General features: G+C 55.5%; 15 protein-coding genes. 8 read left to right on the forward strand and 7 right to left on the reverse strand.

The window, feature by feature from the left end; genetic code table 11:
* The first annotated feature begins 218 nt into the window (after positions 1-218).
* The 5 genes from CA54_RS02830 (at position 219) to CA54_RS02850 (ending at position 5,577) form a co-directional block, all read left to right on the forward strand.
* Positions 219-1,109 carry a B12-binding domain-containing protein gene (locus CA54_RS02830; protein ID WP_231962942.1) on the forward strand — a complete coding sequence of 297 codons (891 nt, stop codon included), beginning with the start codon at positions 219-221 and terminating at the stop codon, positions 1,107-1,109.
* Positions 1,110-1,227: 118 nt separating this feature from the next.
* Positions 1,228-2,484 carry a PQQ-binding-like beta-propeller repeat protein gene (locus CA54_RS02835; protein ID WP_146369348.1) on the forward strand — a complete coding sequence of 419 codons (1,257 nt, stop codon included), beginning with the start codon at positions 1,228-1,230 and terminating at the stop codon, positions 2,482-2,484.
* Between the two features lie 341 nt (positions 2,485-2,825).
* Positions 2,826-3,395 carry an orotate phosphoribosyltransferase gene (gene pyrE / locus CA54_RS02840; RefSeq protein ID WP_146369349.1) on the forward strand — a complete coding sequence of 190 codons (570 nt, stop codon included), beginning with the start codon at positions 2,826-2,828 and terminating at the stop codon, positions 3,393-3,395.
* Positions 3,396-3,440: 45 nt separating this feature from the next.
* Complete coding sequence (locus tag CA54_RS02845; RefSeq protein WP_146369350.1) at positions 3,441-4,853, forward strand: glucose-6-phosphate isomerase; 1,413 nt, start codon at positions 3,441-3,443, stop codon at positions 4,851-4,853.
* A gap of 40 nt (positions 4,854-4,893) precedes the next feature.
* Entirely contained in the window at positions 4,894-5,577 is a 684-nt protein-coding gene (locus CA54_RS02850) for a metal-dependent hydrolase (RefSeq protein WP_146369351.1), read from the forward strand.
* 9 nt (positions 5,578-5,586) lie between these two features.
* Here CA54_RS02850 and CA54_RS02855 read toward each other — a convergent pair whose 3' ends face one another.
* The 4 genes from CA54_RS02855 to CA54_RS02870 all read right to left on the reverse strand — a co-directional run bounded on the left by CA54_RS02855 (position 5,587) and on the right by CA54_RS02870 (position 9,416).
* Positions 5,587-6,747 (reverse strand): glycosyltransferase family 4 protein, encoded by a 1,161-nt coding sequence (locus CA54_RS02855; protein ID WP_146369352.1) that lies wholly within the window; start codon positions 6,745-6,747, stop codon positions 5,587-5,589.
* A gap of 6 nt (positions 6,748-6,753) precedes the next feature.
* Positions 6,754-7,578, reverse strand: a complete 825-nt coding sequence (gene truA, locus CA54_RS02860; RefSeq protein WP_146369353.1) for a tRNA pseudouridine(38-40) synthase TruA — start codon at positions 7,576-7,578, stop codon at positions 6,754-6,756.
* 150 nt (positions 7,579-7,728) lie between these two features.
* Positions 7,729-8,997 carry a pyridoxal phosphate-dependent aminotransferase gene (locus CA54_RS02865; RefSeq protein ID WP_146369354.1) on the reverse strand — a complete coding sequence of 423 codons (1,269 nt, stop codon included), beginning with the start codon at positions 8,995-8,997 and terminating at the stop codon, positions 7,729-7,731.
* 152 nt (positions 8,998-9,149) lie between these two features.
* Positions 9,150-9,416 (reverse strand): hypothetical protein, encoded by a 267-nt coding sequence (locus tag CA54_RS02870; RefSeq protein ID WP_146369355.1) that lies wholly within the window; start codon positions 9,414-9,416, stop codon positions 9,150-9,152.
* A 371-nt stretch (positions 9,417-9,787) separates the two neighbouring features.
* Between CA54_RS02870 and CA54_RS02875 the strand changes: the two genes are divergently transcribed.
* The 3 genes from CA54_RS02875 to CA54_RS02885 all read left to right on the forward strand — a co-directional run bounded on the left by CA54_RS02875 (position 9,788) and on the right by CA54_RS02885 (position 12,489).
* Positions 9,788-10,962, forward strand: a protein-coding gene (locus CA54_RS02875; RefSeq protein WP_231962943.1) for an IS3 family transposase whose coding sequence is annotated in 2 segments (ribosomal slippage) — positions 9,788-10,052 and positions 10,052-10,962 — 1,176 coding nt in all. Because the reading frame shifts where the segments join, the coding sequence is not laid out codon by codon here.
* Positions 10,943-12,007 carry a polysaccharide biosynthesis/export family protein gene (locus tag CA54_RS02880; RefSeq protein ID WP_146369356.1) on the forward strand — a complete coding sequence of 355 codons (1,065 nt, stop codon included), beginning with the start codon at positions 10,943-10,945 and terminating at the stop codon, positions 12,005-12,007. The genes CA54_RS02875 and CA54_RS02880 overlap by 20 nt, the downstream gene beginning before the upstream one ends.
* Positions 12,008-12,090: 83 nt before the next feature.
* Positions 12,091-12,489: a hypothetical protein gene (locus CA54_RS02885; protein WP_146369357.1), complete on the forward strand. Its 399-nt coding sequence runs from the start codon at positions 12,091-12,093 to the stop codon at positions 12,487-12,489.
* Between the two features lie 39 nt (positions 12,490-12,528).
* Here the strand turns inward: CA54_RS02885 and CA54_RS02890 are convergent, their stop codons facing one another.
* The 3 genes from CA54_RS02890 to CA54_RS02900 all read right to left on the reverse strand — a co-directional run bounded on the left by CA54_RS02890 (position 12,529) and on the right by CA54_RS02900 (position 16,937).
* A complete protein-coding gene (locus CA54_RS02890; protein ID WP_146369358.1) occupies positions 12,529-13,833 on the reverse strand; it encodes a DUF1501 domain-containing protein in 1,305 nt (434 codons plus the stop codon).
* A 15-nt stretch (positions 13,834-13,848) separates the two neighbouring features.
* On the reverse strand, positions 13,849-16,227 hold the full coding sequence (locus CA54_RS02895; protein ID WP_197532164.1) for a DUF1549 domain-containing protein: 2,379 nt from the start codon (positions 16,225-16,227) through the stop codon (positions 13,849-13,851).
* A 62-nt stretch (positions 16,228-16,289) separates the two neighbouring features.
* The gene (locus tag CA54_RS02900) at positions 16,290-16,937 is read right to left on the reverse strand and encodes an exosortase-associated EpsI family protein (RefSeq protein WP_146369360.1); all 648 of its coding nucleotides are present in this window, start codon (positions 16,935-16,937) and stop codon (positions 16,290-16,292) included.
* Positions 16,938-16,943: the final 6 nt, after the last annotated feature.

Below are 16,943 nucleotides of genomic sequence, written 5' to 3' on the forward strand. Positions count from 1 at the left end.
TTCTCGCGGGTCGCCCCAGAAACACAAAAAACGTTCAAAACGTTCAGTTCAACCCCACTCTAGACCCTCCCTTGCCTGGCGTCAACCCTTATATCGTCCAAATCGTTCATTAAAATCATTAAAAACTGCTAATCCCTTAGATCCCTTCGCCAAAAAAACGTGCAATTCGTTCGCCTTGGTCGTCTGCCTGGCTATAATCGCTCCGAAAGGAAGGTGTTATGGCGCGGGAAGTGAATACGATGAGCGAACTGGTTTCACCGAAACAGGTTGCACGCGCGATTGGCGTGAGCGAATCCTCTTTGAAACGCTGGTGCGACCGGGGTCTGATTGAGACGATTCGCACTGCAGGCGGGCACCGAAAACTGGCGATTAGTAGTGTCCTGGAATTTATTAAAACTTCTGGACTCAATATCGCTGATCCAGCGGTTCTGGGACTGCCTGCTTCAACTGGACAAGGCCCCAGGACGTTGAATGCGGCGCAGCGACAACTCATCAAATCGTTGGTCGCAGATGACGAACAGGCTTGTCGACAGGTCGTTTTTGATCTCGTCTTAGCGAATCACAAATTCAGCAGCATTGGCGACGCAGTGATCGCACCGGCGTTTGCCGAGATTGGTGAGAAGTGGGACTGTGGCGAAGTCGAGGTTTACCAGGAGCGCCATTCTTGCGAAATGTGCCTGCGTGTTTTGCACGAGTTGCGGGCGACATTGCCTGCGGTGGATCCAGACGCTCCACTAGCGATGGGAGGTGCCTTAGCGGGCGATCATTACTCATTGTCGACCACCTTAGTGGAGTTGGTTCTCCGCGAAAATGGCTGGAACGCCGAGACGCTTGGCAACAACCTCCCTGCCGAGACGCTGGTGCATGCAATTGAGCAAAAGCGACCGAAGTTATTTTGGATTAGTGCTTCTCACATTGCGGACACACCGCAATTCTTGCTGGATGTCGAACAGATCTATGCGACAGCACAGGCAAACGGAGCGGCTTTAGCAATTGGCGGTCGGGCGATGACCGAAGAGTTGCGAAAACAGATGACGGCCCATGCATTTTGCGACACGCTGGGACATCTGGAATCGTTCGCATCGACACTCCGGCCGGCATCAACTTAATGTTGCGAAAAAACGAATATAACGTACATTGCCAATTCTGGTCGGCGCACTAGAAACCTTCAGCACGCTGAATGGCGTGGTCTGGCAATCTCTCTATCTCGGCATAAGGTCCAGAACAATGCGATCCATTTGTGACTCCTGGTTGAGCGGTTTGAGCATCATTCTGATCGTCGCCTTGCTGCCCTCCCCAACGCGATCCGAAGAGTCTTCAATCGCAACATGGCTGCAATGGCGCGGCCCACAGCGAGACTCCCACGTAAAGGGACCAGCTTGGCCGCAAGCCTTGGACGCGGCACATCTGGAAAAAGTGTGGAGCATTCCGCTCGGGCCAAGTTACTCCGGGCCGATCGTCGCGGCCGATCGGGTGTTTGTGACTGAAACAGTCAGCGAACAAACCGAGGTCGTGCGCGCGATGGATCGGCAGTCTGGCAAAGAACTGTGGAAGGTTTCGTGGCCTGGGGCCATCAAGGTGCCTTTTTTCGCCAAGTCCAACGGCGATTGGATCCGTTCGACACCCGCTTATGATGGGGAACGATTGTATGTGGCAGGGATCCGTGATGTGTTGGTTTGCTTGAATGGCGCTGACGGACAGGAGATCTGGCGAGTCGATTTTGCCAAAGCCACCGGCGCGAAACCCCCCGCTTTCGGTTGTGTCTGTTCTCCATTGATCGACGGAGACTTCGTCTACATCCAAGCAGGTGCCGGGCTGGTCAAATTAAACAAGCACAGTGGTAAGATCATCTGGCATAGCCTACGCAATGGCGGAGGCATGTACGGCAGCGCGTTTTCCTCACCGATTATCCAAACAATCAACGGTCAAAGGCAACTGTTGGTACAGACTCGCAAGAAGTTGGCCGGCGTCGCACTCGACTCGGGTGAGGAATTGTGGTCGCAAGTAATCCCGGCATTTCGGGGCATGAATATCTTAACGCCAACCGTGATTGGCAATTCGGTGTTCACCAGCAGCTACGGGGGCGGTTCGTATTTGTATGCCCTGAACAACGGCGCAGCTGAAGCCGAACAACGTTGGCGGAATAAAGTCCAAGGCTACATGTCTTCGCCCGTGGTGATCGACGGCCACATTTATTTGCACCTGCGCAACAAACGCTTCGCTTGCATCAACGTCGAAACGGGGCAAGAGGCATGGGTGACCAAGCCGTTCGGCAAGTACTGGTCGATGGTCGCACAGGGAGACCGGATTTTGGCATTGGACGAACGGGGCGACCTGCTCTTAATCCGCGCCAATCCACAGCAATTCGAGTTGCTGGACAAACGGCACATCAGCGACGAGCCGACTTGGGCCCACCTTGCTGTCTGTGGTGATCAGCTCTTCATACGGGCGTTGAATGGACAGTCGATGTATCGCTGGAAATAGCCCGCATTCCCCCAAACCACCGTGCATTGACGTGAAGGCAATCACTAGCCTTCGCGTCTTTTTTCATATCTGGGCACATGCACCGGTCCAGTTTGCCGCTGGAACTGGGCGGGGACGCGGGCAGCGTTGAAATTCGGTGAAGGGCGCGTATGATCTAACCGCGACGCAGCCCGGGTGCCGGTCGCACTATTCGCCGCCGTCTACGATTCTTCACATTCAGGGCCGGGATCTATTGAGAACCCGTTTCGAAACCTGGTTGTACTTGGTTTTGACCTCGAGATTGTGGGACACGCGAGACGCAGCAGAAGGTTTTGAAACCTGTAGTCGTGAAAGACGCAACCATGTACGATCGAGATCGCCTGATTGAACTCTTCAAAGAACGCGCCCTGAAATTCGGCGAGTTCAAACTGGTTTCCGGAAAAACAGCCAGCTATTACCTAGACGGCAAACAAATCACGCTGCAATCCGAGGGACTGCGGCAGGTCAGCGAGGGTTTGCTCGATCTACTCGCCGATGTCGAGTACGACGCGATTGGCGGGATGTCGATCGGGGCCGATCCGATCATCGGCGGCACAATCACCGTCGCCGCCGAGCGAGGCCAGGACGTGCAAGGTTTTTTGGTACGCAAGGAATCCAAAGGGCACGGCACGAACAAGTTTATCGAAGGCCCGGTGCAACCCGGGGCGCGGGTGGTGATCGTCGACGACGTGGTGACCACCGGCGGCAGTTCATTGTTGGCCGTCGACCGCATTGAGGAATTCGGTTGCAAAGTCGTGCAAGTCGTCGCCATCGTCGACCGAATGGAAGGTGGAGCGGCAAATTTTGCCAAGCGCGAATTGCCGCTGAAATCGCTACTCACAATCGAAGACTTCGGGATCGAACCCCCGCCCGCAGAAATGTTAATTGCTTAGGCTGGGCGGCTATCTCACTTTATTATCAACATGAGGGACCATTGCATGAGCGACCACATTCGTTATTCCGCCGCCGCGGCTGAGTCCCAAATTCAAGCCGTCGATTTCGACAAAGTTCAAACAGCCGTGCTGGCCGCGCGGAATGAGGTCATCGCCGATGTCGGCTTGCTGCATGCTGGATGCGATATTCCAGCAGAGAAACAGCCGCTGGACGCGGGGTTTATCGAACTGCCCAAAAATCTGTTGGCCGAATGGAACGAATCTGGTGACGACTCGTTACTCGGCCGCATCGAAACCGCCGCTGCGCAATTCGCCGGACAGGTCGACCGCATGGTGGTCTTGGGGATCGGCGGGTCCTATATGGGAGCCCGTGCGTTGTTCGAGGCGCTGTGTCATCCCTACCACAACGAATTGTCACGTGAGAAACGCAACGGCATTCCCAAGCTTTCGTTTGAAGGCAACAACGTCGATACCGCCGCGGTCAGCGGATTGTTGGAACTGTTAGCCGCAGGCACCGATCCGGCTGAGATCGCCGATCGTTGGGGAATTGTGGTCATCAGTAAATCGGGCGGTACATTGGAGACCGCGGTCGCGTTTCGCGTGTTTCGCCAAGCATTGGAAGAATTTTACGGCAGCGATTCCGCCGAAGCACTGAGCCTGGTGATGCCCGTGACCGGCGAGACAGGCAAGCTCCGCAATTTTTCGAACCTGCGGGGATATCCGGCGACGTTTCCGATTCCCGACGGCGTGGGGGGACGGTTTTCTGTGTTCACTGCTGTGGGCCTGCTGCCGGCAGCGGTGCTGGGAATCGACATCAAACAGTTGTTGCAAGGCGCTGCTGATGCCACTGAACGTTTCCACACAGCTGACTACGATGACAATCCGACGCTGCAATACACGGCGGTCAGCCATTATCTAGAAACCGAACACGGCTTAAACATCCGCGTGCTTTCGACCTGGGGCAAACGGTTAGAAGCGGTCGGGCTTTGGTACGACCAACTACTGGCTGAAAGTTTAGGCAAAGCAGAAAAAGGGGCCACGCCGATTACGGGCGTCAATACCCGCGACCTGCACAGCCGCGGACAGCAACACCAGGAAGGGACGCTGGATAAGCTGATCACCAATCTGTATGTCGAGCCGGATGCCAACGGCGCGGTCACGGTGCCGGCTGTTCCCGATGCACTCAATCAGGACGAGTTGAACAAATACAGCGGCAAAAACCTGCCGGAAATTCTGCAGGCCGCGCTGCAGGGCACGAATCAGGCCTACGCCGACGTGAACCGGCCGACAGCCGATTTGGTTTTGCCCAAACTGGACGCCTACAACATCGGCGCCTTGTTGCAAATGCTCATGCTGGCGACGGTCACCGAGGGTCGACTGATGGGGATCAATCCTTATGGCCAACCGGGTGTTGAGGATTACAAGCGAAACATGAACGCGATTTTGAGCCGCTCATAGTCGCGAGTACAACGGACAATTAACGAATTCGGAGAACGGCATGTCGACGACGGTCACGTATCTGGGGCACGGGACATTTCAAATTGTTGCCGCTGGAAAAACGATCATCATCGATCCATTTTTCACAGGCAACCCAGCGGCAACGGTCACTGCGGACGAGGTGCAGCCTGACTATTTGATCGTCTCACACGGCCATGGCGATCACGTGGGGGATGCTGTGGCAATTGCCAAACGGACCGGTTGCTCGGTGATTTCCAACCATGAGATTTCCGTCTGGCTGAACGAACAGGGAGTCGAAAAGGCGCACGGCATGCACATCGGCGGCAGCCACGCGTTTGACTTCGGTACGGTCAAACTGACCATCGCCCATCACGGTTCGATGCTGCCCGATGGGTCCAACGGCGGGAATCCGTGCGGCGTGATTTTGAAACTTGCCGACGGCACGATCTATCACGCCTGCGACACGGGCTTGTTTTATGATATGAAGTTAATTGGCGAAGAGGGCATCGACTTGGCGATCTTGCCCGTCGGCGACAATTTCACCATGGGCCCCGACGACGCGCTGCGAGCAGTGAAATTGATCGAACCCAAACGGGTGATCCCCGATCATTACAATACCTGGGAGCTAATCGCACAAGACGCCACCGCCTGGGGCGAACGTGTCCGCGCGGAGACAAAAGCCGAACCGCTGATTCTCAACCCAGGCGAGTCGTGTGAGTTGTAGTCGCACGCCTCAGTGAGATTCATCGATCACGGCTTGGTAGATCTCGCGCAACTCGCGCACCATCGTCTGCTGCCGAAACTGGTCGGTGAAACGTTCGCGGCCGGTTTGTCCGTATTGTCCTCGCAACTCGGGGGAATCGGCCAGTTTGCCGATCGCCTCGGCCAATTGCGGCACGGATTTGGGGGGCAACAGAAACCCAGTCTCTCCGTCGATGCACACTTCGCGGGCGCCATCGACATCGTAACTAATCACCGGTTTGCCGGAGATGAGTCCTTGCGGCAAGACGCGGGCCAGCCCTTCTCGGAGGCTGGTGTGCACGACGATATCCATCGCGCCAATCAATTCGGGTATCCGCGCCGGCGGAACCAAACCCGTGAACACGAAATGGTCACTCAAACCGGCTGCGGCGATTTGTTGCTGCAATTGCTGCTGCAGGATGCCATCACCGACAAACAGGAAACGGACGTGGGGATTCTTAGCGACAACCTCACCGGCGGCTTCGATGACGTATTCGTGTCCCTTGAGATGAAACAGCCTCGCGATTTTTCCAACGACGATGTGATCTTCGGTAAATCCAAGTTCTCGCCGAACATCCGCACGGGGGACGGGGGGATTGAGAAACGGTTCGACCTCCATGCCGCTGTAGACCGTTTGAAACATCGATCGCGGCGCGATACCAGCCGCGACGTATTGATCGGTCATCGAATCGCACACACTGATCAGCAGCGCACACCGCCGGGCCGCCCATTTTTCGCAACTGCGATAAACCTGATACGCCGCCGCACTTTGAAATTCGTGAAACGGTGAGCCGTGGATCGTGTGCACGACCGGAATTTTCAATTTCGTCGCTGCTGCACGCCCAATGACCCCTGCTTTGGAGCTATGCGTGTGCACGATGTCAGGTTGGATTTCAGCCAGCATGCGCATCAGCGAGCGGTAGCTTTGCCAGTCGCGGCGGGGGTGGATTTCTCGCCGTAACTCGGGAACGATTCGCACGTCCAAGTCGCGCTGCGCTGCTCGCTCAAGCAGGCTGCCTTCTGGACCTAGCGCGGGTCCGGTGAGCAAGGTGACATCGTCGCCCCAGTCGTGGTGTTGTCCTTCGACGGTGAGCAGAGTGTTCTCCTGCGCGCCGCCAAGAATCAGCCGAGTGATGATGTGGACGGTTTTCATGTGTGATTACGACGGGGCGCCGGGGGAATTGGAAACGACGTTTTCTCCATCATAGTCGACATGCACCAAATACAAACCGTGCGGGGGGGCCGTCGCACCGGCGTGGTCGCGGGTTTGGTTTTCCAGGATTTCCCGGACCTTGTCAACGGGCCAATTGCCGTAGCCAACTTTCAGCAATGTCCCGGTGATGCTGCGGACCATGTTGTACAAAAACCCGTCCGCCATGATGTCGATGCAAATAAAATCGCCGTCCTCTGCAGTGGCGCCGGGCGTTGGCGACCAAAGGTCCCATCCAACGCGCCGCGTAACATTTAGTTCCATCACCGTTCGGACACTGCTGGAACGATTGGGGAAGTGTGATTCGAAACTACGAAAATCGTGCGTGCCAACCAAAGCCCGCGCAGCTGCGTGCATGGCGGTCGCATCGAGTGGTTTGCCGATCCGATGCACGTAGCGCTGCAAGAACGGAACCGCCACGCGGTTGTTGTGGATCACATAACGATAGCGTTTGCGAACCGCATGATAACGGGAATGAAATTCGGCCGGGACATCTTCCGCGTTGCGAACGACAATGTCATCAGGCAAAAACCGCTGCAAGCCGCTGCGGAGTTTATCGCACGGAATCGGCGAGTTCGTATGAAAATGGGCGACCTGCCCCAACGCATGCACACCGGAGTCAGTCCGCCCCGAGGCGAGGACATTCACGGACTCAAACGTCAATTTCTTTACGGCCGCCTCAACCACGGTTTGAATCGATGTCCCGTTGGGCTGCACCTGCCACCCGCAGTAATTCGTGCCGTCGTAGGCGATGGTCAGGCGGATGTTACGCATGGATCAAACAGCGTGTTTTATAATCCTGGATTGCAGACAAAATGGGAGGGCGAGGCTCCTGCCGAGCCGTGCTCTACGCGAAACTTACCATTGCGGCTCAGCAGGAGCTTCGCCCTCCCGGGGCGCGATCGCCAGTGGCACCCGGCTTGGTTACGCCTCGGTTGGATACGGTTTGGCCAACCGGAATTGGGGGTTCTGTTCCAAAAAGGCGGCGATGCGTTCGGTGCGGCTCAGTGCCACGGGCAGGAATTCCAGCGCCTGTTGCAGACGATCGTTGGGTTCGGCGCAACTGAATCGTAAAAAGCCGGCGCCAGCTTCCCCAAAGCATTCCCCGCCCAGACAAGCAACGCCAAAATCATCGTCCGCTCCTTCGAGCAGATACAGCGCCAAGCCATGGCTGGTGATGCCCAGATCGTTGCAAACCGGTGCGACGTTGGGGAACACATAAAACGTGGCGGTCGGGTCCAGGCTGTGGAAACCGGGAATCTTGTTGAGGCCTTCGGTCAGCAGGACGACCTTCTCGCGGAACAACAGCATCGTGCGATCCCGTTCCGACGAATCTTGTTCCAGCGCCGCTGCCCCAGCCAGTTGCACCAGCGTCGGCGTGCAGGAGAGCGTGGTGTTGATCATTTTGCCAATGGCATCGGAGATTTCCTTGTTCGACACGGCAAAGCCCAACCGCCAACCACTCATACTGTAGGACTTGCTGAACGTATACGCGGCGACCGCTTGGTCCATCATCCCGGGTTGCGACAGGATCGAATGATGCTGGCCTTCCCAGATCATGTGGCAATACGGTTCGTCGGAGAAGACGGCGATATCCTTGCCGCGAATCAAATCGGCAATGTCCCGCAGGTCGTCTTCGGTCGTCACGCCGCCGGTGGGGTTGTGCGGCGAGTTGAGAAAAATCGCCTTAGGGGCGGCATCGGTATTTAGAAAGTCTTCGATGTCGGAGACCTGCGGGCGGAATTCATTTCCCTGCGTGAGCGGACAAAGCACCGCCCGCGCGCCGCGACGTTCGATGTTGGGAATGTACGTCGGAAAAAACGGACTGAAGACCAACACCCCGTCGCCCGGATTGAGAAATGCCTCGCAGAAGAATTGCTCAAAGACCTTGGCGCCCGGACCGGGAATGATGTTTTCCGCAGCGGCGGAAATGCCGAATTCGTTTTTGACAAACTTGGCAGCCGCTTCTCGAAACGCCGGCACACCGCTGGAGGGACAATAGTGCGACTGGTTTTCGTTGATTGCTTGAATGCCGGTCGATTTGGCCGAAGCGGTACTTTCAAACGGGCTGTCGCCGATTTCGAGTTCGACAACATCCTTGCCGGCAGCTTTGAGTTGTTTAGCAACGGCAAGCACCGTGAAGGCAGTTTCGACGCTGAGAGTCTGTGCGAATTGGCTAAGCGTAGCGGCCACGGGTGTATCCTTTGGTTGAATATCAAGTAGGGCAGGCTCCCGCCTGCCGTGAATACTGTTTGCTGTCGCCCCCAAGCGCTCGGTGGGAGGCAAACGGGCATTATGCCAATTTCCTCGGCCAGCGACCACCCGCCGGGAAATCTGGTTTCCCCTCACCGCTCGCGGCGTTGCCGCCACGCCACGTATTTTGCGACGTCCGGATGGGCTAAGAGCAACTCCATCGTGTAAAAACGGCGGCCGAGTTCCTTTTCGCTGGCGAATTTGTGTATCGAGCGATGGCATTGCCGGCAGACGTCAATCCCGCTGCGCATTTGCTCACGGGTGAAGTTCTTCTTAAACCAACGGTTGCTGTGCAGCGTACGGGGAATCAGATGGTGAAAGCTGGTGGCCGGTTCCTGTTGGCACAATTCACAGAGCATCGCAAATATAACCACGAAAGAAGCGAAATACACGAAAACAATGTAGAGAAATGACGAAGACTTGCGGCGATTCAGTTGAAGTCATAATAAAATTTGGATGAAAACGTAGATTCCTTTTCGTGTCTTTCGACTTTTTCGTGGTTTAATATTTCTGTAGTTGCGGTTGAAGACCGCACTAGGTGTTTCGAGTCGTTCGTGGTTCACTGCTTCGTTAGCCGAAGTGAAATCTGTGCCGCAGTCCAAGTTTTGATTGTTAGTAATACTGCGCATAACGGGCTTGCGAGCCCGGCAACGAATGACCTGCCCCCTTTAACCGAAACCAGAGCTTGATATAGGATTTGGGCTTCTGGTTCCAGAAGAAGGAGGCAATCATGCCGAGGAAGCGTCATACGTCAGAACAGATTATTACCAAGCTCCGGGAAGCTGAGGTTCATCTTTCCCAAGGAATGACAATTCCGCTGATGTGCAAGAGGCTGGGGATTCATCAACAGACCTACTACAAGTGGCGACGCGAGTATGGTGGTCTGCGGATGGATCAGGCAAAACGTTTGAAAGAGCTGGAGAAAGAGAACAATCGCCTCAAGAGGTTGCTCGCTGAATCGGAACTGGACAAAGCCATTCTGAAAGAAGCCGCGTCGGGAAACTTCTAAGCCCTACGAAGCGTAGCAAGGCAGTGAACTTCGTACGGGATTCTTTAGGACAGGATCGGGTTTCAGAACGGCGAGCTTGCCGTGTGCTGGGCCAAGCCCGATCCACTCAGAGAAGGACGCGAGTTGCTGGGAGTGATGAACCACGACTGATCCGTGAGATGGTGGAATTGGCGACGCAGTATGGTCGTTACGGCTATCGCCGTGTGACCGAACTTCTTCATCGAAAAGGCTGGAAGGTGAATCACAAACGCATCGAACGGTTGTGGAGACAGGAAGGATTGAAAGTGCCTCAAAAACAGCCGAAAAGGCGTCGTCTGTGGTTGGGTGACGGGTCGTGTGTTCGCCTGCGACCTCAGTACGAGAACCATGTTTGGAGTTACGATTTCGTGCATTGCCGGACTCACGATGGTCGTGCTTTTCGGATGTTAAATCTGATTGATGAACACACGCGAGAGTGTCTGGCCATTGATGTCGCGAGGAGGCTCAACAGTGAACATGTGTTGGAACGCCTCAGCGACCTGTTTGTGCGTCGAGGAGTTCCCGATCACATCCGGAGTGATAACGGTCCAGAGTTCACTGCCAAGCGAGTCCGCAAGTGGCTTAAGAAGGTGGAGGTGAAGACGTTGTTCATTGAGCCAGGCAGTCCTTGGGAAAACGGTTACATCGAATCGTTCAACGGGAAACTACGGGACGAATTGCTTGATGGAGAAATCTTCGATACGTTATTGGAGGCAAAGGTACTGATCGAACGTTGGCGAAGAGAATACAACACGATCAGGCCTCACAGTTCTCTTGGCTATCGAGCCCCGGTGCCGGAGACGAAACTGTTCTGTTCGCCGGCTTCCGCTACGCTCCAGCAGGCGAACAGAACAACCCGTGATACAATTGAACACTAAGTCATGTGACTGGTGTCATCCATGGGGGCAGGTCACAGGATGCGCGACTTTCGACGATTCGTCCGTCGAGTATTCCACGGCGCCCCCCATCTCGGAAGTCATTCCGCACGAGTTGTCCAAGGCGACATCGCCGGTCTACGTCATCGAGCCTCCCGATGTGTTGACCATCTCGGCAATCAGCCTCGTTCCCAAACATCCCTACCGCGTCCGCCCACTCGATACGCTGATCGTGCAAGCCACGGGAATGCCGACCGAAGCGCCCATTGGGGGAGAACATGTCATCGGTCTCGATGGCAACTTGGTCCTGGGCTACGAATATGATTATCTCGACGGTCAGCATCAACCCATTCGCGCGACCGGTAAAACGATTGAGATGATCCGCAACGAATTGGAAGAACGGTTGCAACTGGTGGCGCGTGAGCCGCGGGTATGGATCACGCTTTCCAGTATCGCCTCACAACAGGACATCTCCGGCGAACATTTGGTCGCCCCTGACGGACGCGTCACACTCGGCAGTTATGGTCGCGTGAGCCTGATCGGGATGACGATCGAAGAAGCCAAAACAACAATCGAAACACACCTTTCTCAATACTTCGAAAATCCGCAAGTCGGCGTCGACGTGTTCGGTTTCAACAGCAAGGTGTATTACGTCATTACACAAGGCGCGGGCCTGGGCGATCAAGTGTTTCGGCTGCCCATCAAAGGGAGCGAAACGGCTTTGGATGCGATCGGAGAGATCCAAGGCTTTTCTTCGAATTCATCGATCCGGATGTGGGTGGCCCGTCCCGGTTTCAATAACCAGGGGGGCGACCAAATCATGCCCATCGATTGGCTGGGAATTTCCCAACGCGGCGACGTGACGACCAACTACCAACTCATGCCGGGCGACCGCCTGTATGTGGCGGAAGACAAATTGGTGGCCTTCGATACCGCCCTGGCGAAAATCATCTCGCCGATCGAACGCATGCTGGGTGTGACATTGTTGGGAACCCAGACGGCCAATCGAATTACGACCTACGGCACTGTGAACAACCAAGGTTTCTAGCGGTAACGTTGCACGTGCTATACGTCCGCTAGCGTCGCCCTGACTTCAAACTTATCCTGCCTACTGATTCCCGGAAAACAACCATGTCACGCACCTTTAGCTTGCAGCGGACCGACTGGTTGATCGTCTGCGTCGTTCTCAGTTTTTCGACCGGATGCCATTGGCTGAACCGAGAAGAGTGTTGTCCCACCGATCTCAAAGATACGTACGGACCGTGCAGCAGCGAAGCGGTGCGGCGCACGCCCTGCGGCCCGGACTGGCACAATTTTGGAGTCAAACCGACAGTCTGGCGCTGCGGCCCTTCCGACCATCCGCAAAGCCCGGCTCCTTGCCCCAACGGCTGCAATTGGGAACAGTTAAAGAACGAGACTCCCTCTCCTTCGCCTCTAGAGATTGCTCCGGCTCCTAGCGATAGCATGGAGCCCACTCCAGAAACGCATCCGCTCGCGCCTCCGTCCTTATTCCCGGATGGAACCAACTAAGCGTCTCAACAAGCGGCTGCAATGTGCGTTGATTTGGCATCAACTACCGCGAATCAACTGTCGGATCGGCGAACCATTGCGCACCAAAGTCACCGGTCGACCGTCGGGGGAATGCAAAACCTGCTCAGGGTCCATCCCCAGGCTGGTATAAAATGTCGCGGCGACATCGTCGGGAGAGATGGAGACCTCGGCAGGTAACGAACCGGTGGTATCGCTGCCACCTACCACCTGGCCACCGACGAAACCTCCGCCGGCCAACAACATGAACATGCACTTTGCATAGTGCTCGCGACCTGGTTGACCATACGCATTGATTTTAGGGGTGCGCCCAAATTCACCTGTGGCCAGTACCGAGGTCGAATCGAATAGACCTCGCTGCGTCAAGCCTTGCAACAGTGCGACCAACCCCGTATCTAGTCGCGGAAGATTCTTGTTTTTAAGGGTTGGAAAATTGTTCCGGTGCGTATCCCAGCCCCCGAACGAAATCGTCACGCAGCGCACGCCCGCCTCGACCAGACGAATGGCCAGCAGGCAACTTTGACTGAAAGCATCCTGAGCAAACTGTTTGGCAAAGGCCGGTTTTTCTTGGGAGAGATCGAATGCGGCGCGTGTCCGCCGCGAAGTTAGGATCGAATACGCCTTCTGGCTGTGACGGTCCATGCCGTCCAACAGCACAGTGGAATTCCCGGACTGCTCGAGTTTCTGATCCAGCGTGCGTCGTAACCGTTCGCGACGCTCGAGCATTGGGGAGGTTGTTCCCGTGGGGAGGGCCAGCGCCGGGATATCCAGGGGACGTCCCGCCTTGGGAAACTCTCCTGTTTCAAACGAGGCATGCTCGATTCCCAAAAAGCCCGGTCCTTGAGGCGAGCGGGGAATGGCAACAGTTCCAGGCAATTCTATCGCAGCGGGATTTCGATAATTCATCACCGCGGAATATGAAGGATACTGAATTGAAGCCAGTGGCGGAGTTCCCGTCAGGATGTATTTTTTTCCCAACCCATGGTCGGACAACGAGTGGGACACTCCGCGCACCAAGGCATAACGATCGGTGGCCTGCGCCAATTGCGGAAGATGTTCGCAAAACTGGACGCCGGGCAGCGATGTGGAGATCGTGCTAAACTCCCCGCGCATTTCGCGGGGCGCCGTGGGCTTGGGATCAAAGGTATCGATGTGCGACGGCCCGCCATCCAATAAGATCACGATGGCCGACTTTTCGGATGAGCCTGAAACGGCCTCCTCGGCGCGCAACAGATGCGAAAGATTGATGCCGCCGATCGCAAGAGTCCCCGCGCAGAGCACGTCTCGACGCGAGGGTCGCAAGGTGTGGGGAGTAGATCGAGGCATTATTATTTCAATCGCTTAATGGTTGAGCAAAAATTCTCGTGAGTTGATCAGTGCCCAAAGGACATCGCGCACGCCGTCGGGAAGACTCTTTGATTCTTGACAATAGGACAGGCAGCTGGAGCGTTCTTCACTCGAGGGTAGTCGCGAGACCGTCCGTAAAAAGGCAGCGTCGATTAAGTTCGGCAAAAGTCCACCGGGGGTTCTCAACTGCTGAGCCGCCGCTTCGGTTCCGGTGCTCCGCAAGCGGCCAATCCAACCTTTAGGACGATCCAAAAGTTTGCGAAACGTTGGTCCGTTGTATAATTCTAACGTGCGCGGCAGCGTGGGGTCATTCGAGCGAACGCGTGCGCATACTTCGTCGCCCGGCGGTTGCCCCATCCGCGCCAACAATTTTCGCGCGCGATGGGTATTTCGCAAGACCGATAGCGGACCGACCATTGTATCTGTCGAGGTTATTTGTGTCTCATCATCCGCAGTCGCCTGAAAAACCGCATCATAGAGCACCTCCGCCGACATCGGGCGAAACTGAGATTGCGCGAACTGCCGACGATGTTCAGGCACCGCGTCTTTAAGCGTGGAACTGCGCTGATACGCCCGACTCGTCACAATTTCACGATGCAACGTGCGAAGGCGATAATCCGATTCGATAAATTGCAGAACCAGCCGATCCAAGAGTTCACGATTGCTGGGAGGATTCCCAATACTCAGATCATCCGGCGTGCTGACGATCCCGGTTCCTAAAAAGTGTTCCCACACCCGATTGACAAGCGCGATGGCTAGATACGGATGGTCGCGATCATTCATCCAGTCGGTTAACACCTTGAGCCGGTCGACCTGCGGCGCCGTCGCACTCTTGTCATCGTCTTTTATATAGACTCCGGGAAAGGAGACGCGTTTGCCGGCATCAAATGCCTGTCGAATGACGTGGTCGTTGATCGATCCTTTTTTAGGCCGGAACGTATCACGAATTCGCTTCGACGCGGGAATGTCTTTGCTGGGCATGCCAAACTTAAACGGCTCAAAGAACGCCTCCAAACCCTCGAAGTCTTCTTTCGTCCAGCGATCAAAGGGATGCTTGTGGCATTCGGCGCACTGAAGCTTGACTGCCAAAAATGTGTGGCTGAACGTCAACGCTTTATTCGAGGCATCGCGAATATGCTTTCTGCCCCAAAAAAAGGGAAGTTGATCCTGCTTGACCAACAGGTCCTCCCCCCCAGGGCGGAAGTACGCGTTAGTTTGATCGATGTATTCATCAAACGGCTGGTCCGATCGCCGGTTGATGTTGCGTACCAGATCGTTGACCAACTGATCGTAACTCGTCCCCTGCTCCACGCGCCGGCGAACCCATTGATAACTGAGCAAGGCTTCTTCGCGGCGAAACGCGCCGTCGGGCATGACCTGTTCATTCAGCCCAAATAGTTCACACAACCACGCAGTCCAATGATCGGTATAAGCGTCGCTGGTCAACAGTGCGTCAATCTTGCGTTCTCGTTTGTCGGCCGCTTTATCGTCAATAAATTCGAGCACCTCATCCGACCGCGGCAGGCGACCGGTCAAATCCAAGCTGACACGGCGGAGGAATTCCGCTTCACTGCAAAGTTCGGCTGGTTGTAGCCCCAATTGCGCAAGTTGCCGATCGACGGCCGTATCGATACTGCCTGCACCAGTTGGCGCAGGGCCGGCATTCGATGCGGTGTCTGCGAAGGGCACAATGACTTCGACAGGTTGAATCACGCGATCGTAGTAGATCAGCACATGCGTCATCCCCGGCTTGTGCAACGTGATCTCGCCGGCAGGCCCGACTGTAGCAATCGACTCGTCTTTGGAAACGAAACGGCAGAATGGCGTGACGTCGTCGCTTGTCTTGTTATTCCACTCTGCCTGGACGCGTAATTGAATCGGTTTGTCGGTCGGGAGACCGCGGATAACCGCGGGTTGCACGTCGAGCGATTTGACTTCGATCCAATCGGTTCCCAGCGGAATGCCTGGGGCTCGGTTTTTCACCCAATTCAACAGCACTTGATATTCAAAACTCTCCGGCTCGAACAGCACGCCCCCTTCGTGATCTTCGAAGCCGCAGGGCTTTTGTAGAATCAGGCTCGATTCAGGATCCCGCCAATTGACCCGTGGGTTTGGATCGCCTGAGAGTAACGCTTCGTGATCCCCCTTCAAGTCATAGCCGAATAGGGAGAGGTGAAACCCAGCCTGCCCGTCGGCTGCTCCATGACAGGCCGCTTTGTTGCAGCCAAGTCGCGTGAGCAACGGCACAATATGGTTTCGAAACGCTGGTCGCGGCGGCGGATCGGCCTGGGCCTTGATCGCAACAGCCGTGAGAATCACAGCGGCCATCAGGACGTTGATGCCGATTTTGGGACACAGATTGAGAACAGCCATCGCTATTTCGCATCTAAATCTAAAAAAAGCCGCGCACCGATTCGTTTTCGGTTGCGGCGATTTCATTTCGCACTTCGCAGCGTTTGGAAAGCTTGGACACAGTCCGTCAGAAACATCTGCGCGGTCTGAATCCGCTCCTCGTTATTGTCACCCCCGGCAACGAGCACCTGCATTTTGTACAAGAATGATTCGCTGCCATAAGTGAATCGCGGAAAACGTGGCACATCCCATTGCGAATCAGCAGTGTGGCCATACGCAACAACGAACTCGTCGGATTGATCCATTGAATCGTCTCCGACATAGGCCAGGGATCGAAAGCTGTGTCCTGCGTCGGCGTCTTCGATAAGGATTTCATCAGTCGAAAGTGTTCGGCTGCCACGATTTGAATAGCAAATGTCCGGTGGATGGCGAACCAAACGGCCCGGTGAACCGACCATGATCAACAACGCGACCTGTTGATTTGTCTTTCGGTTGCGATAGATCCTGCTGAGATAATTCTCAAGCCCTAATTCCGTTTGCACGCCTTCAGGGAGCGAATCGCCCTCGGCTTGCGATTCCCAATCCCCAAATGCCACTGGAAAGTTTGCAAGTCGTTGTGATTCGGTATCAAGAATTTTCGCAGGAGCTTGCTGATAAAGGCGTCCCGGCTGCAGCTGAGCGGAGGCCACGGTAACCAGTGAGGCTATCGCTAATGCAATTGCGGTTTTCATAATGAT

This window comes from Symmachiella macrocystis (genome assembly GCF_007860075.1).
In the GTDB taxonomy this organism is placed as follows: Bacteria; Planctomycetota; Planctomycetia; order Planctomycetales; family Planctomycetaceae; genus Symmachiella; species Symmachiella macrocystis.

Bases quoted from the DNA above. Each gene is read 5' to 3' on its own strand.
- CA54_RS02890 (WP_146369358.1), bottom strand. From the start codon at position 13,833: ATGCCTCGATCTACTCCCCACACCTTGCGACCCTCGCGTCGAGACGTG.
- CA54_RS02900 (WP_146369360.1), bottom strand. From the start codon at position 16,937: ATGAAAACCGCAATTGCATTAGCGATAGCCTCACTGGTTACCGTGGCC.
- CA54_RS02870 (WP_146369355.1), bottom strand. From the start codon at position 9,416: ATGCTCTGTGAATTGTGCCAACAGGAACCGGCCACCAGCTTTCACCAT.
- CA54_RS02830 (WP_231962942.1), top strand. From the start codon at position 219: ATGGCGCGGGAAGTGAATACGATGAGCGAACTGGTTTCACCGAAACAG.
- CA54_RS02835 (WP_146369348.1), top strand. From the start codon at position 1,228: ATGCGATCCATTTGTGACTCCTGGTTGAGCGGTTTGAGCATCATTCTG.
- CA54_RS02850 (WP_146369351.1), top strand. From the start codon at position 4,894: ATGTCGACGACGGTCACGTATCTGGGGCACGGGACATTTCAAATTGTT.
- pyrE (WP_146369349.1), top strand. From the start codon at position 2,826: ATGTACGATCGAGATCGCCTGATTGAACTCTTCAAAGAACGCGCCCTG.
- CA54_RS02855 (WP_146369352.1), bottom strand. From the start codon at position 6,747: ATGAAAACCGTCCACATCATCACTCGGCTGATTCTTGGCGGCGCGCAG.
- CA54_RS02885 (WP_146369357.1), top strand. From the start codon at position 12,091: ATGTCACGCACCTTTAGCTTGCAGCGGACCGACTGGTTGATCGTCTGC.
- CA54_RS02845 (WP_146369350.1), top strand. From the start codon at position 3,441: ATGAGCGACCACATTCGTTATTCCGCCGCCGCGGCTGAGTCCCAAATT.
- truA (WP_146369353.1), bottom strand. From the start codon at position 7,578: ATGCGTAACATCCGCCTGACCATCGCCTACGACGGCACGAATTACTGC.
- CA54_RS02895 (WP_197532164.1), bottom strand. From the start codon at position 16,227: ATGGCTGTTCTCAATCTGTGTCCCAAAATCGGCATCAACGTCCTGATG.